General features: G+C 40.3%; 14 protein-coding genes and 1 pseudogene. 1 reads left to right on the forward strand and 14 read right to left on the reverse strand.

What is annotated here, in order from left to right; genetic code table 11:
- Positions 1-4 precede the first annotated feature (4 nt).
- The 10 genes and pseudogenes from IGK77_RS09465 to IGK77_RS09510 all read right to left on the reverse strand — a co-directional run bounded on the left by IGK77_RS09465 (position 5) and on the right by IGK77_RS09510 (position 6,745).
- The gene (locus IGK77_RS09465) at positions 5-970 is read right to left on the reverse strand and encodes an ROK family glucokinase (protein WP_019723942.1); all 966 of its coding nucleotides are present in this window, start codon (positions 968-970) and stop codon (positions 5-7) included.
- Between the two features lie 2 nt (positions 971-972).
- Entirely contained in the window at positions 973-1,182 is a 210-nt protein-coding gene (locus IGK77_RS09470; protein ID WP_010735144.1) for a YqgQ family protein, read from the reverse strand.
- A 19-nt stretch (positions 1,183-1,201) separates the two neighbouring features.
- A complete protein-coding gene (locus IGK77_RS09475; RefSeq protein ID WP_074800787.1) occupies positions 1,202-1,906 on the reverse strand; it encodes a rhomboid family intramembrane serine protease in 705 nt (234 codons plus the stop codon).
- A 17-nt stretch (positions 1,907-1,923) separates the two neighbouring features.
- The gene (locus IGK77_RS09480; RefSeq protein WP_074800791.1) at positions 1,924-2,475 is read right to left on the reverse strand and encodes a 5-formyltetrahydrofolate cyclo-ligase; all 552 of its coding nucleotides are present in this window, start codon (positions 2,473-2,475) and stop codon (positions 1,924-1,926) included.
- 365 nt (positions 2,476-2,840) lie between these two features.
- Positions 2,841-3,119, reverse strand: a complete 279-nt coding sequence (locus IGK77_RS09485; protein WP_074800794.1) for a hypothetical protein — start codon at positions 3,117-3,119, stop codon at positions 2,841-2,843.
- A gap of 84 nt (positions 3,120-3,203) precedes the next feature.
- Positions 3,204-3,674: an SMI1/KNR4 family protein gene (locus tag IGK77_RS09490; protein WP_074800795.1), complete on the reverse strand. Its 471-nt coding sequence runs from the start codon at positions 3,672-3,674 to the stop codon at positions 3,204-3,206.
- Between the two features lie 13 nt (positions 3,675-3,687).
- Positions 3,688-3,762, reverse strand: a pseudogene (locus tag IGK77_RS09495) (hypothetical protein); the annotation flags it as partial.
- Between the two features lie 192 nt (positions 3,763-3,954).
- Positions 3,955-4,959, reverse strand: coding sequence for a FecCD family ABC transporter permease (locus tag IGK77_RS09500; RefSeq protein ID WP_074800798.1), 1,005 nt, complete (start codon positions 4,957-4,959; stop codon positions 3,955-3,957).
- On the reverse strand, positions 4,956-5,945 hold the full coding sequence (locus IGK77_RS09505; protein ID WP_074800801.1) for a FecCD family ABC transporter permease: 990 nt from the start codon (positions 5,943-5,945) through the stop codon (positions 4,956-4,958). Before IGK77_RS09505 ends, IGK77_RS09500 begins: the two co-directional genes overlap by 4 nt.
- Positions 5,945-6,745 (reverse strand): ABC transporter ATP-binding protein, encoded by an 801-nt coding sequence (locus tag IGK77_RS09510; RefSeq protein WP_023519886.1) that lies wholly within the window; start codon positions 6,743-6,745, stop codon positions 5,945-5,947. Before IGK77_RS09510 ends, IGK77_RS09505 begins: the two co-directional genes overlap by 1 nt.
- A gap of 165 nt (positions 6,746-6,910) precedes the next feature.
- Here IGK77_RS09510 and IGK77_RS09515 point away from each other — a divergent pair, with 165 nt between their 5' ends.
- Complete coding sequence (locus IGK77_RS09515) at positions 6,911-7,867, forward strand: iron-hydroxamate ABC transporter substrate-binding protein (protein WP_023519887.1); 957 nt, start codon at positions 6,911-6,913, stop codon at positions 7,865-7,867.
- A 153-nt stretch (positions 7,868-8,020) separates the two neighbouring features.
- Here IGK77_RS09515 and IGK77_RS09520 read toward each other — a convergent pair whose 3' ends face one another.
- The 4 genes from IGK77_RS09520 to kdpB are packed head-to-tail and all read right to left on the reverse strand — an operon-like array spanning position 8,021 to position 13,922.
- Positions 8,021-8,704: a response regulator transcription factor gene (locus IGK77_RS09520; RefSeq protein ID WP_074800804.1), complete on the reverse strand. Its 684-nt coding sequence runs from the start codon at positions 8,702-8,704 to the stop codon at positions 8,021-8,023.
- On the reverse strand, positions 8,682-11,306 hold the full coding sequence (locus IGK77_RS09525) for a sensor histidine kinase (protein WP_074800807.1): 2,625 nt from the start codon (positions 11,304-11,306) through the stop codon (positions 8,682-8,684). Before IGK77_RS09525 ends, IGK77_RS09520 begins: the two co-directional genes overlap by 23 nt.
- Positions 11,307-11,333: 27 nt before the next feature.
- Positions 11,334-11,855: a potassium-transporting ATPase subunit C gene (locus IGK77_RS09530; RefSeq protein ID WP_071868013.1), complete on the reverse strand. Its 522-nt coding sequence runs from the start codon at positions 11,853-11,855 to the stop codon at positions 11,334-11,336.
- A 36-nt stretch (positions 11,856-11,891) separates the two neighbouring features.
- Complete coding sequence (kdpB, locus tag IGK77_RS09535; protein ID WP_074800810.1) at positions 11,892-13,922, reverse strand: potassium-transporting ATPase subunit KdpB; 2,031 nt, start codon at positions 13,920-13,922, stop codon at positions 11,892-11,894.

The raw sequence follows: 13,922 nt of genomic DNA on the forward strand, positions 1-13,922 counted from the left end.
CACTTTATTCAGCATATTTCAAGGCTAATGAGGCAGCACCGATGACGCCTGCTTCATTTCCTAATTCAGCTAATTTGATTTTTGTTGATTCTCTCACTTGTGGGAAGGTAAATTCTTTGAAGTATTTCTCCACACGACTGCGTAAAAATTCTCCCGCAGCTGATACACCTCCACCGATGACAATACTTGATGGATTCAACGTGTTTCCTAAATTCCCGCAAGCTAGTCCTAGATATAGACAGACACGATCGACCACCATCAAACCAAATGGATCATCTGCTTCTGCTAATTCAAAAACATCTTTACTTGTTACTTCTTCACCATTATCAAGCATCGCTTTCAAGCGTGAATCACCGGCATATTCTTCTGCCAAATGACGGGCCACTCGAACGACACCTGTCGCACTTGAGACAGTTTCTAAACAACCACGTTTGCCACAAGTACATTCGAATCCATTTGGATCGATCGTAATGTGTCCTACTTCTCCAGCGGCTCCAGTCACACCATGAAGTAAATGACCATCCGCCACGATACCGCCACCAACACCTGTACCTAGAGTGATGAATACGACATCAGGATCATTTTCGCCTGCACCTTTCCAACGTTCGCCTAGTGCTGCGACATTGGCGTCATTATCGATGGCAAATTTGATGCCCGTTCCTTCTTCAATCATTTTTTTGACAAATTGAAGCTCGCGCCAGTTTAAATTGTACGCACCAATCACTGTACCAGCTTCGCTGTCGACTGTCCCTGGTGTTCCCATACCGATACCGATAAAGTCTTCAGCTTTCATACCGTATAAGTTCAGACGATGATTGATAGATTCAATGATTTCAGGAATAATGTGTTTGCCATCATCCAAAATATTGGTATCGATACTCCATTTCTGTTGAATTTCTCCGTCAGGTGTCAAGATCGCAAATTTTGCTGTTGTTCCACCTAAATCAATCCCAATAATTTTTTTGTCCATGATCAAATTCCTTTCTTTCTGCTCTCTTCGATTCGGTGTTCTCTTTTTAAGATGTGCCACGCAGTCATATATGTTTCGTGATCGATCAAATGATTATCATAAAGCTTACGTAATTCGATCGTCATCAATTCAATATCATAAATCCGTGCGCCCACATAAATAAAGATACCAAACCTCTTGAATAGCTGTTGTACGTCGTATAAGCTTTCCATTTAAAGCACTTCCTTCACATTATACAAGTATTCCATAATTTTTTAAACCCACTAAAACACATATTATAAAAAGAAAGAGAAAAACGATCGACGATATAATACGATGATGGATCGAGTAATCATTGGATCGATTTGGTAATCCTAATAGATTCCCTATCAGGAAACCTCCGATCAAGCCACCCACATGTCCCCAGATATCCACTGAGGTATCTGATATACCGAATATAAAAGAAAAAACAATGAATATCATGTAACGGCGTACCAGCTGTTTTACCACATAATCATTTTTGTAATGAATACCTAGAACAAATAATGCACCAAATAAACCAAAAAGTGATGTACTTGCCCCACCAGATAACACATTCATTTCATTGAAGGCAAAACTGGTCACATTTCCCATGATACCACTAAGTAAATAAATCAAGAAAAAGCGCCAATGACCGTATACCGTTTCGATTTGTGAACCCATAAAATACAAGACGACAGAGTTCAATACAAAATGCATCATTCCAAAATGAATAAATATTGGTGTGATCAAACGCCACCATTCATGTAAATAGGCAACATGCTGGCCAGACATACCTAGTTCAAAAGCCACGCTATTACCAGGTAATACCTCCATTGCGATAAAGACGATTGTTTGGATCACTAAAAAAATCTGAGTTAAAAATGGCCCATCGAGCCAAGATTTTAATTTGAATTGTTGCTGCCGATTTACTTTCATATATACCCCCTTGATTTTTAGTCGCTCAATAAATGTTGGATTTTCTTATCAAAGTTTTCTGGTTCCCAATCATTATGGATCATCTCTTTGAAAGTCAAGCTGCACGTTTGATGCGGATACTCTTTCAGATAGCGATCATAATATCCTCCACCAAAGCCGATCCTGTACCCATCTGGATGAAAGATGATTCCTGGGACGATCAATAAATCGATCATTTGTGACTCATAAAGATGAGTTGAAACGGGTTCTAAGACACCAAAACTTGACCGTTCCAATACTGTGTTCTCAGAGAACTCATAAAATGCCATTTGACGTTTCGGCAATGTCTTAGGGATCACAACGATTTTCCCTGAGGCTCTCGCTTGTTCGATCAACGGTCGTGTATCTATTTCAAATTCATTTGAAAGAGTTATACCGATGACTTGTGCCTGCTTCCAATACTCTGTTGCAAACAATTGCTTATAGATTTTTTGTTCTTTTTCTTTTTTATAACCACTTGCAGCAATTTTTTTAAGTTCATTAATGCCAAATTGACGGAGCTGTTCTTTTTTCTGCTTTTCGTGTCCCAAATAATCACCTGCCTACCTTCTGTTAAAATGGTAGCGGAAAACGGAGAAAATAGCAATTTAACTTTTTAGATTTTTGCATTTGTTCTATCTAATTTTAGTTAGGGCATCGATTTATCATAGCCGTACTGGTTTTACATTCGTTGAACCATGTGTAACCCGCGACTACGTCATGTAGTTATTGCCATCAAATTCCACAAAAAACATTCACAAATTAGTTTTGACTAATAATGTGAATGTTTTTTATTAACTATGTTTCCTATTCAGTTTCAACTTCATTACTTATGAATTGAGTATTTTCAAGTATTTAAATGTGTTAAATCTTAACAACTCGATTTCTATTAAACCTTAGTTTACTTTTTTCATTTTTAAAAAATATATAATATATCTTTGTTTGAAATGAAAGATTTTGGAATGACTTCTTCTAAATTCTCAATCCTAGCGGTCATGTATTCTTTCTCTTCTCCCTGAAGATTTGCTATTGCCCAGCTCTTCAGTAAATCTAATTCTTCCATGACAACTTCTAGTTTAGTATTATAAAATTCCGCACCATCTTGTATATATTTGATACCCAATTCTCCTATAGCTTTTTCCCAATACCTTTCATAAAATAATTGTGAGGATATGTTTTCACTTAAGATCTTCATTATAAAATCTACTATTAGGTCTCGAAATTCCGAGAGTTTGAAAATCACCAGAAATTGGATCTAAATATTTTTTACCTTTATTTATTAACTAATTTCGTTTGCTACCATATCTAGAAGAAATTCTCCAAAATCATTGTATAAAACTTCATTATTCTGGGAGCCTTCAGGGAAACCCGGGAAATATGAAGTTATTTTAGGTTCATTATTTTCATTTAATTCTTTATAATTCAAGCAATACATTTCTCCCATTCCAGTGTTATACAAAATAACTAAGTGACTTGGCATATTTACTAACTTCCGTTCATTCAAAGTTGCCCAAACAGTATCAGGAACACCAGAATTTTTAAAATCCTCTCTGAAAACCCCATAAATTTCAATTGAGCCAAACGTTAAAGCACCAAAAGATGATAAAAAAAGTTTATAATCTTTTGGGAATTGTAAATTAAGCTCTACTTGGGCTGCCTGTATGAGGGTATCAGAAGCTCCACCAAAATCATCTACTACATTTTTATTTTCTTCTATTATTTTTTTTGCCCTATTGTACTCATCGATCATTCCATAATCTCCTTTATTTAAAATCATTTGCTCTATTTTTCCAATAGTTAGAACGCCATTTATTATAAGTTTTTCTATCAATTCCAGATGGTACTGAATTATAGAACGCTTACATATTCATAATAACAATACATAACCTTTCGGTGGGTGAGAATTGTATTAGATAGGTCTTGTTACTTTATTTCCTATCTAATTGTTGAAGGTATTTCTCAATCTACAAAAAAACACTGAAGGCAAAATCTCCTTCAGTGTTTCCCAATCCCAACATTCTGCTCTTCTCTTATACAGATAGTTGTTTCTTCTGAATGTAAAATAATAAATAAAGAAAATACGGCGCACCCAAGACAGCAATCAGGATTCCTGTTGGTACTTCTCCATCGGGTAAAATGACGCGCGCAAGAATATCAGCAATGTTGACAAATAATCCTCCGAACAAACCACTGAATAGGAGTGCCCATTGATTTTCTTTACGTACAATGATTTTGGCAGCATGCGGTGCGAGTAACCCCACAAAGGACAAGCTACCTGCGACAGCCACACTGCCACAGGCTAAACCAACAGCAAGCAGTAATAAAACTGACTGACTTCGTGACACATTCAGTCCTAAGCTTTGCGCACGTTCTGGTCCAAAGGATAAAAGACCAATCCTGCGACTATAGAAAAACGCTAAAGGGATCAGAATAAGTACCCATGGCAAAAATGCAGTGACATAAGGCCAACTGGCGCCCCAGATCGAACCTGCTAACCAAGCGTTCACAAACCCATAATTTTCTTTTGATATCTTTATCGTACTTAATAACATTGCCGCAGAAAAGCCGGCATTTACAGCGATACCTGAAAGGAGCAAGCGATTCATCGCCACTTGTCCCGAACGCTGATAGGCAACAAAATAGACTAGACATGCAGCAAGCGTGCCGCCTAGAAAGGCAACAAAAAGCAACAAGAAAGGTGACGCATGGCTAGTAAAAAAGCCTAAATATAGCATCACGAAAAAGCCTGCACCGGAATTGATGCCTAAAATACTTGAATCGGCTAATGGGTTTCTAGTTACTCCTTGCAAAAGATAGCCAGCGATTCCTAGACAGGAACCTGCGAATAAACTGATCAATAGGCGTGGCAAGCGAAATTCTGTCAGAACCAATTGTTGGACCTGTGTTCCTCTACCAAGTGCGACATCGATCAATTGGTCAATATAAAGAAACGGTGTACCGATCATTAAACTGATTCCCGCAGTCACAAGCCATAAAAATAGTAACAGGCCAATCCCCCAATATATTTTTTTCACACGCGTTCCCTCCTAACTTGTACTAATAAGAAAGGGACACCGATCAAAGAGATGACTAAGCCAAATGGTGTTTCAAAAGGTGGATTGATCATTCGTGCCACAAAGTCTGCTAACATGACTAAGATTCCCCCAGCGATAAATGAAGCTGGCAAGACATACCGATAATCCGTACCGACAAAGCCACGAACAACAGGTGGAACCATCAAACCAATAAATGAGACGGGCCCAACTAAAGAAACAGCTAACGCTGCTAAGATCGAAACAAAGATGAAAACCAAGACCCGTGTGCGCTGTGGATGTCCTCCTAAGGCGATCGCATGGGATTCACTCAAATGGATCAGGGAAATCGACTTTCCTAATAGAAAAGAGCCAATAACCGCCACTAAATAGATAGGAGAAAGAACGAGCAACTGTTGCCAAGTAATATTAGCCGCACCGCCAACAAACCAAAAAGTCAAATCTTGTTGTAGATTAAATAACTGGGTCAGTGCTTGGCTGATTGCCGTAAAAAAAGAACTGATCGCCACACCGGCTAAAATCATCTGCATGGTGCTGAGTCCGATTTTTGAAAAACTAAAGAAACCTAGAACCGTCATCGTCACGATCAACGACCCGAGCAATGATAGTAGAAAAATTGAAAACGGCGAAGCTTTAGGTAAAAAAGCAAAGCTAAATGCCATGGCTAACGACGCACCTGCATTGATCCCTAACAATCCTGAATCTGCCAAGTTGTTTCGCGTTACCCCTTGCATCAAAGCGCCACTGAGGGCGAAACAGCTGCCCACGACAAATGCTCCGATGACCCGAGGCAGACGGATATTACGAATGATCTGCTGGGCTTGATCAGTTGGATCGAACTGGAACAACGCCTGCCAGACTTCATTGCCTTTAACTGTAGAAGCACCATTATACAAAGCAAAAAAGAAGACAATGATTGCCAATAACAGAAGCAGCCATAGGGTATTTATTTTTTTCCCTTTCCTCATCATTTTCCCTCCGGTTTCTTGATGAGATCATATGTTAAAAAGACAGGTTTATTTGTTTCAGGTAATTGAACGATTTGTGCTTCGATCTCAAAAATCTCTCTCATCCATTCTTTCGTGATGACTTGTTCTGGGGTCCCATTGACGATTAATCGCCCTTCTTTCATTGCGACTAAATAATCGGAAAAGCGGGAGGCATGATTGATGTCATGGATCGACATCAAAATCGTTGTTTTTTTCATTCGGTTGATTTCTTTCAGTAAATCTAAGATCTCCAGTTGATGCGCAGGATCTAAAAAAGTTGTTGGTTCATCAAGGATCAAGATATCTGCTTCTTGAGCTAACGCCATCGCAATCCAGACTCGTTGGGCTTGACCTCCGGATAAACTCGCTAAGTCTCGATCTTTTAGCGAGATCAGATCCGTCGCTGTCAATGCCCACTCAATGGCCTGCAGATCTTGATCATCCATGCCACTGAATAGTTTTTGATAGGGATATCTACCGTAAGAAACGACTTCTTCAACTGTCATTCCTAATGGGTATTCACTCGTTTGGGCTAGTAAGGCAAGTTTCCGAGCTAGTTCTTTCGAATGATAGGTCGTCAAGTCACGATCGTTGACTAATATTTTGCCGTTTTTTACAGGAAGTATGCGGGTAAAGCTTTTTAATAATGTAGACTTACCACTGCCGTTTGGGCCAATCAAACTGGTGATTTTCCCTTCTGGTATAGCGACAGACAAATTTTCAATTATCGTTTTGTTGGGGTAACCGGTAGTAATTTCAACTGCATTTAATCTAGACATATACTTCCCCCTCTCATTGAAAATCATTCTCAATTATGACGGTACTTCACAAATTCGTCAAGCACAAATTTCGTCGTTTACGTTAGTAAAAAGAGTTGACAGCGCCCTTTTCTTGGGGAATAATAGCAATTGAGAAACATTCTCAATTACGATCGGAGGAAAGACATGAGACTTAAAAATAAACTATTCACAATCTCTAGCGCATTACTTTTGGTGGGATTACTTAGTGCTTGCTCGCCAGGCTCATCCACAACCGAAGAAACAACTGCATCATCGACTACTGCTGATAATGGTACGCATACCTTGACAGATACATTAGGACATTCAGTTGAAATACCTAACCAACCCAAGCGGATCATCGGCAGTTATTTAGAGGATTATCTTGTTGCGTTAGGTGAAACCCCGGTTGCTCAATGGACAGTTGGTAGTGGTTCGATCCAAGATTATTTACAAGATGATCTGAAAGATGTCCCAACTATCTCCTATGATCTACCCTATGAAAATGTGTTAAGTTTTGAACCTGATTTATTATTGATTTCTTCTTCTGCCACTGTTGAAGGCGGCAAATACGAGCAATATAGTAAAATTGCTCCAACCTATGTTGTTAAAAATGGTACCGATGTCACATGGGAAGAACAGTTGCAAGACATTGGCAAAGTATTGAATAAAGAGGACAAAGCAGAGGAAATCATTCAAGATTATCAAGATTACGCGAAAGAAACACGCGAAGAATTGAGTGATCAGATCGATGGGAAAACAGCAGCCGTCTTATGGGTCACGAACAACTCTGCCTTTATGGTCAGCCAGAATCGTTCAAGCGGTCGCATCGTTTATGAAGATCTACAATTCGGTGTACCATCTTTAGTAGAAGAAGTATCAAAGGAGGCAACCTCTGATTGGTCAGCTGTTTCATCAGAAAAATTAGCTGAATTAGACGCAGACTATATCATCTTAGTCAATAGTGATGAACAAGCAGCGATGTTCAACGAGCCCACTTGGCAAAATCTGAAAGCAGTCAAAGCGGGTCAAGTATTCGAATTTGGTCCAACTTCTAGCTGGTTATATAATGGACCAATCGCTAGTCGTCAAATGATCGATGATATCAAAGGCGAGCTAAAGTAAAAGCGTGAAAACCACAATTTGGCTTGAGCTGTAAATAAAAGAAGTGTTCAGTGTGCTAGCTGGTAAACAGCACATCAAAAAACGACAATCACCAAGAGGTAAAATTCTTCGGTGATTGTCGTTTTTTTCGATGTTCAATTTGTTTGTCGCTTACTAAGAATTTCGGTAATCACGTAACCGATAGCCAACTCCGATCTCAGTGATCAAATATTCTGGACGAATGGTATTTTTCTCGATTTTTTTCCGAATGTTTGACATATTCACTCGCAACACTTGGGAATCTGTTCCGTAAGGCCCCCAAACTTCTGATGTTAATACGCGATAAGTGACGACCTTCCCAAGGTGTTGGAATAATACGAGCAAAATGCGATATTCATTCTTAGTGAGATGGATCGGTTCTCCTGCTTTGGTTAACAGCTGGCTTTCTGTGTCCAAAGACAATTCCCCATTCGTGATGACTGAAGGTAACTCCTCTTGTTTACGATGACGAAAAGCGGTTCTGATCCTAGCAAGTAATTCATTCATCCCAAAAGGCTTAGTGACGTAATCATCAGCACCGAGATCAAGGGCTTTGACTTTTTCATGCTCGTTGTTTCGCGCAGAAATCACGATCAACGGTGTAGCCAGTCGTTTACGAATGATTTTCAATAATTCGATGCCATCAATATCTGGCAAACCTAAATCGAGCAAAATCAAGTCAAAGGAATCTTCTTGGAACACATGCAAAGCTTCCATGCCAGTTGTGGCAATCGTAACGTGATAATGTTCTTTTGCCAACACGACTTCCATAAAATCAGTGATCGTTGGGTCATCTTCAATCAATAGTACTTTCCTCATGTAACGTCACCTCCTCACTCTTGTTCAAATAGATGCGAACCACTGTTTTCCTTTCTGATACAGCCATCTCTAATTTCCCATTATGGGCATGGATGATGGTTTTGACAATACTTAATCCAATGCCAAGACCATTTTTTGAATCGATTGGTACTTCTTCTTCATTGGATAGATTCATCTGGATTTTTTCATATTGCTTCAATGAGATTTCACCCTCATTTTTTACTTCACAAATGACCTGTTCTCCCTCTTGGAACACGCTGACTTCTACTTGCCCTTGTGTTGATCCATGACGAAACGCATTTTCCACCAGATTGAACATCGCTTGCTCAATCAAGATAGGGTCAACTTCGACAAATAAAACCGCTGTCGGTAAATGGACCAATAATTCCTTGTCAAGATAAACTTTTGTGACATGTTCATAGACTGCTTCAATGATTTCCTCAATCGGTTCTGTTGTTTTTTTCACTTGCATTGTGTCCATATTGATCCGTGTGATCGACAACAGATTCTCCACCATGCGAATCAACCATTGGGATTCTGTCTGGATATCGGTCAGCAATTTTTGGCGCGTCGCTTGTTTCAGCTCTTCATCTGTTTGCAAGAGTGTTTCTGCAATCCCAGAAATTGCAGTCAATGGCGTACGCAAATCATGGGATATCGCACGTAATAAATTACTGCGAACTTTTTCACGTTCATTTTCTAACTCGATTTGTTCTTTTTCATTCTTAAGCTCTGTTTGCTCTAAGATAACAGCAAGCTGGGTCAACACTAACCGTAAGTAGTTCAATTGACTATCCTCGATCGGAAGCCCGCGACTGCGACGAATCCCTAAAACAGCTAACGTCTTCCCATTTGCGACAATCGGTAAATAAAAACCTTTTGCGCCACTTAATGTATCAGTTCCATAACCTGAATCTTTTTGATTTTTAGCCGTCCAATAAGCCACTGCCGCTTCTTCTGGATGATCGAGTAAAAATGGGGCATCTTTTGGTGTATATTGGCTTAGCTTGATGGCATGTTTATCAAAGAAAATCACTTCCCGATCCAATAGTCTGCCTAAATAAGTGGCAGATAATTCAACGATTTGTTGCTGGTCTTCTGCTAAAACAAACTGCTTGTTCAGTTCATACAGAATTTCCATCTGTTGTTCTTTTTCTCTGGCATGGACAGCCTGTTTTTTCAGACGAACCATCAAATTACTGATCATCAGTGCAACGATCAGCATGATGACTAAAGTAATCGGATAGCCTTGTTTATATACGGTCAAGGAATACAGTGGCTCGACAAAAAACCAGTTGAAAGCCAAGACACTTAAAATAGAAGATAATGCGCTCCAAAAATAGCCAGAGGTCAAACGGGCAACAAGTAAGATAAAGAAAATGTACACCAACATCAAGTTTTGTTCTCCGAAGTGGAGATATTGCATCACCTCAGTCAAGAGCGTTGCTACGAACACACAGATCAATGAAATCGCAACATCTTTTCCTCCCCCTTCCACTAGTTTCTTGGAGTGGGAAAGGATGGTTGAACGTTTTTCTTTATAAGGAATCAAGTGAAGTTCAGTTTCTGGCAATCGTTTGAGCAATCGAACATCCAGCTCTTCTGAAAACAATCGCTCCGTCCACGGTTTCGCCAAATTTTTACCGATGATCAAATCGGTTGCACCGACCAGTTTAGCATATTCGACGATTGTTTCAAATGAATGATCCTCCTCGATCACCACGACTTCTGCACCAAGTTTCTCCGCTAAGTCATTCGTCCCCTGTAAACGATCATCGGAACGAATGTATAGCACGATCCATTCTGCCCCCAAGCCTTGAGCTAACCGAGCAGTCCACCGAATACTTTTCTCAGCCATTTTAGGGAAAGCATCTTGAACGATCGTGATTAGTTTGCTTTGGACACCATTTGTTTTACCGATCACACGATTGATATGATCCGAAGCCCGTTGGATCGCTAGACCTCGTAACTGTTCCAATTTTTTAGGAATAAAGAAGTGCTGCAAGGCGCGTTTTGCATTTTCATCGGCATAGATTTTCCCTTGCGCTAAACGATCGATCAATTCATCTGGTTCCACATCAATGACCTTCAATGTCGCCTGTTGGAAAAACGTATCCGGAACCGTTTCTTTTACTTCGATCCCAGTCACTTCTTCAACGATATCATTCAAGCTTTCAATATGTTGGACGTTGATCGTCGTATGGACATTGATCCCCGCATTCAATAATTCTTCGATATCTTGATATCGCTTGCGATTTCTTGATCCTGGCGCATTACTATGGGCTAATTCATCGATCAAAACGATTTCTGGCTGACGTTTGATAATGGCATCAATATCAGGTTCACTCAAAGTCAGCCCCTTATACGGCACTTCTTTTAAAGGGATCTGTGGTAACCCTTTTAATAATTGATTCGTATCCGGGCGATCATGAGGTTCGATGTAGCCAACCACAATGTCTTTACCTAGTACGCTAAGCTCTTGTGCTTCCGCCAGCATCGCATAAGTCTTGCCGACTCCTGCTGCGAAACCAAAATACACCCGTAGACGTCCTCGGCTTTTTTCACGCTGGTGTAACATTTCTGAAACATCCTGTCTTTCCATCTTTGTTTCTCCTAACCCCTCTGCCACCTACATGTTATCAAGTGACAGATTCAATTCAAGCACATTGACAAACATTCGATCTGAAAACCAATCTTTCTGTGCTTTTTCCTGTATTATAGCACGAATTTTGGCAACGTCTTGTCCCCGCTCTTTAGCGATACGAGAGACTTGATTTTCTGCGGCTGCCACACTGATATGCGGATCAACACCGCTTGCAGAGTTTGTGACTAGATCGATTGGGATCTCCGTAGTTTGATTGCTTTGTTGTGCCAATTCTGTTTTATCTTCTACTAATTTCTTTTGCTCCGATGAGGTTGGTGAAAGTTGGGTCACGTCTTGCCCTCTTCCATTAAAATAAGCTGCCTGTTGAAAGGATTGTCCAATCAACGAAGAGCCGACCACCTTCCCTGAAACAACTCTCTGACTACCATTGGCTTGCTGGGCAAAGAAAAGTTGACCGATACCAGTAACAGCGAAGGTGTATAGCCCACCAAGGAGTAGTATGCTGAGGAATAAAAAACTAAGCTGTGCTCTAAGGATATTTTTCATAGGTGAATTCCTTCTTTCTGTAAAATGTCTTTCTTTTTATATCAAGAAAAAGCTCAAAGCGAGATCGATCAGTTTGATGAATATGAATGGGGCAATTAAACCGCCTAATCCATATACCAATAGATTGTGTCGTAAAATTTGACTGGCAGGTTTTTCTGTATACTTGACTCCTTTTAACGCTAAAGGAATCAATGCGACAATAATCACTGCATTATAGATAACAGCCGATAAAATCGCTGTAAGAGGACTACCTAGTGCCATGATATTCAACTGGGCCAATTCGGGATAGATCCCATAAAACAAGACTGGGATCACAGCAAAATATTTTGCGACGTCATTTGCAATACTGAACGTGGTCAAGGCACCTCTAGTCATTAATAATTGTTTACCGATACGTACGACTTTCAATAGCTTCGTTGGACTAGAATCTAAATCAATCATATTGCCCGCTTCTTTTGCAGCTTGTGTCCCTGTATTCATCGCCACTGCCACATCTGCTTGTGCTAATGCCGGCGCGTCGTTCGTTCCATCACCTGTCATTGCTACAAGATGTCCTTTTTCTTGATAGTCACGAATAAGATCCATTTTATTTTCAGGTGTTGCTTCTGCGAGAAAGTCGTCGACCCCCGCCTCAGCCGCAATCGCTGCTGCTGTCAAAGGATTATCTCCTGTGATCATGATAGTTTTGATCCCCATTTTACGCATATCTGCGAAGTTTTCCTGTACGCCATTTTTTACAATATCTTTGAGATAAATGACCCCCATCACTTGATCATTTTTTACAACCACCAAAGGAGTTCCGCCGGCTTGGGCAACTTTTGCGACGATTTGATCACATTCTTCTGGATACTGTCCACCACGTGCCTGCACATATTTCTTGATCGTATCTGCGGCACCTTTACGAATCTGATCGCCACGATAATCCATGCCGCTCATGCGGGTTTGCGCACTAAAATCAATGAACTTCACTTCGGATTTTTCAAAAATACGTTCCCGCAGAGCAAATTTTTCTTTAGCTAAAATGACAATACTGCGTCCTTCTGCCGTCTCATCTGCCAAAGATGAGAGCTGTGCTGCATCAGCTAATTGTTGTTCTGTGACGCCATTGACAGGTAAAAACTCACTTGCCCGACGATTTCCTAAAGTAATCGTTCCTGTTTTATCTAACAGTAATACATCAACATCTCCCGCTGCTTCGATGGCACGACCACTCATTGCGATCACGTTTTCTTTCGTTAACCGACTCATTCCAGCAATCCCGATCGATGAAATCAATGCACCGATCGTCGTTGGCGCTAAACATACGAATAAAGCAATGACAACGATCGTCGCAATCGGCGCCCCTTTACCTGACAGCTGACTACTGAATTCGGTAAAAGGAACTAAACTAACAGAGACCGCTAAAAAGATGATCGTTAACGTGATCAAAAAGATTTGTAACCCGATCTCATTCGGGGTTTTCTTTCGTTGTGTCCCTTCCACCATTGAAATCATTTGATCTAAAAAGGAGTGTCCATTTTCGGATGTCACACGGATCACCAAGTAATCAGAAACCACCGTCGTCCCACCAGTAACGGCACTTCGATCGCCCCCTGATTCACGGATCACTGGTGCTGATTCCCCTGTAATGGCACTTTCATCCACTGAAGCAGCTCCTTCGATTACATCACCATCCGCCGGAATTTGTTGACCCGATACTACGTAAATCAGATCCCCCTTTTTGAGATCAGAAGATTTGATCTCAATAAATTCTTGGTTTTCAATGTCTTCTAAGCGATTGATCTTATAAGTGACTACTTCTTTTTTTGCTTGCTTCAAGCTATTTGCCTGAGCTTTTCCGCGACCTTCTGCGACTGCTTCGGCAAAATTTGCAAACAACAAAGTGATCCATAACAAACAGGTGATCGTTATAGTAAACCATAAAGGCACCGTTGTTTGTTCAAAACAAAGGATCGTCGCTAAGATCGCTCCGATGTAGACCATGAACATCACTGGGTTTTTGATTTGTTGTCTTGGGTCTAATTTGACAAAGGCTTCTTTGATTGCCCATACATAAATAGTTTTCAT

Source organism: Enterococcus sp. DIV0806c, assembly GCF_051710905.1.
In the GTDB taxonomy this organism is placed as follows: Bacteria; Bacillota; Bacilli; order Lactobacillales; family Enterococcaceae; genus Enterococcus_B; species Enterococcus_B mundtii.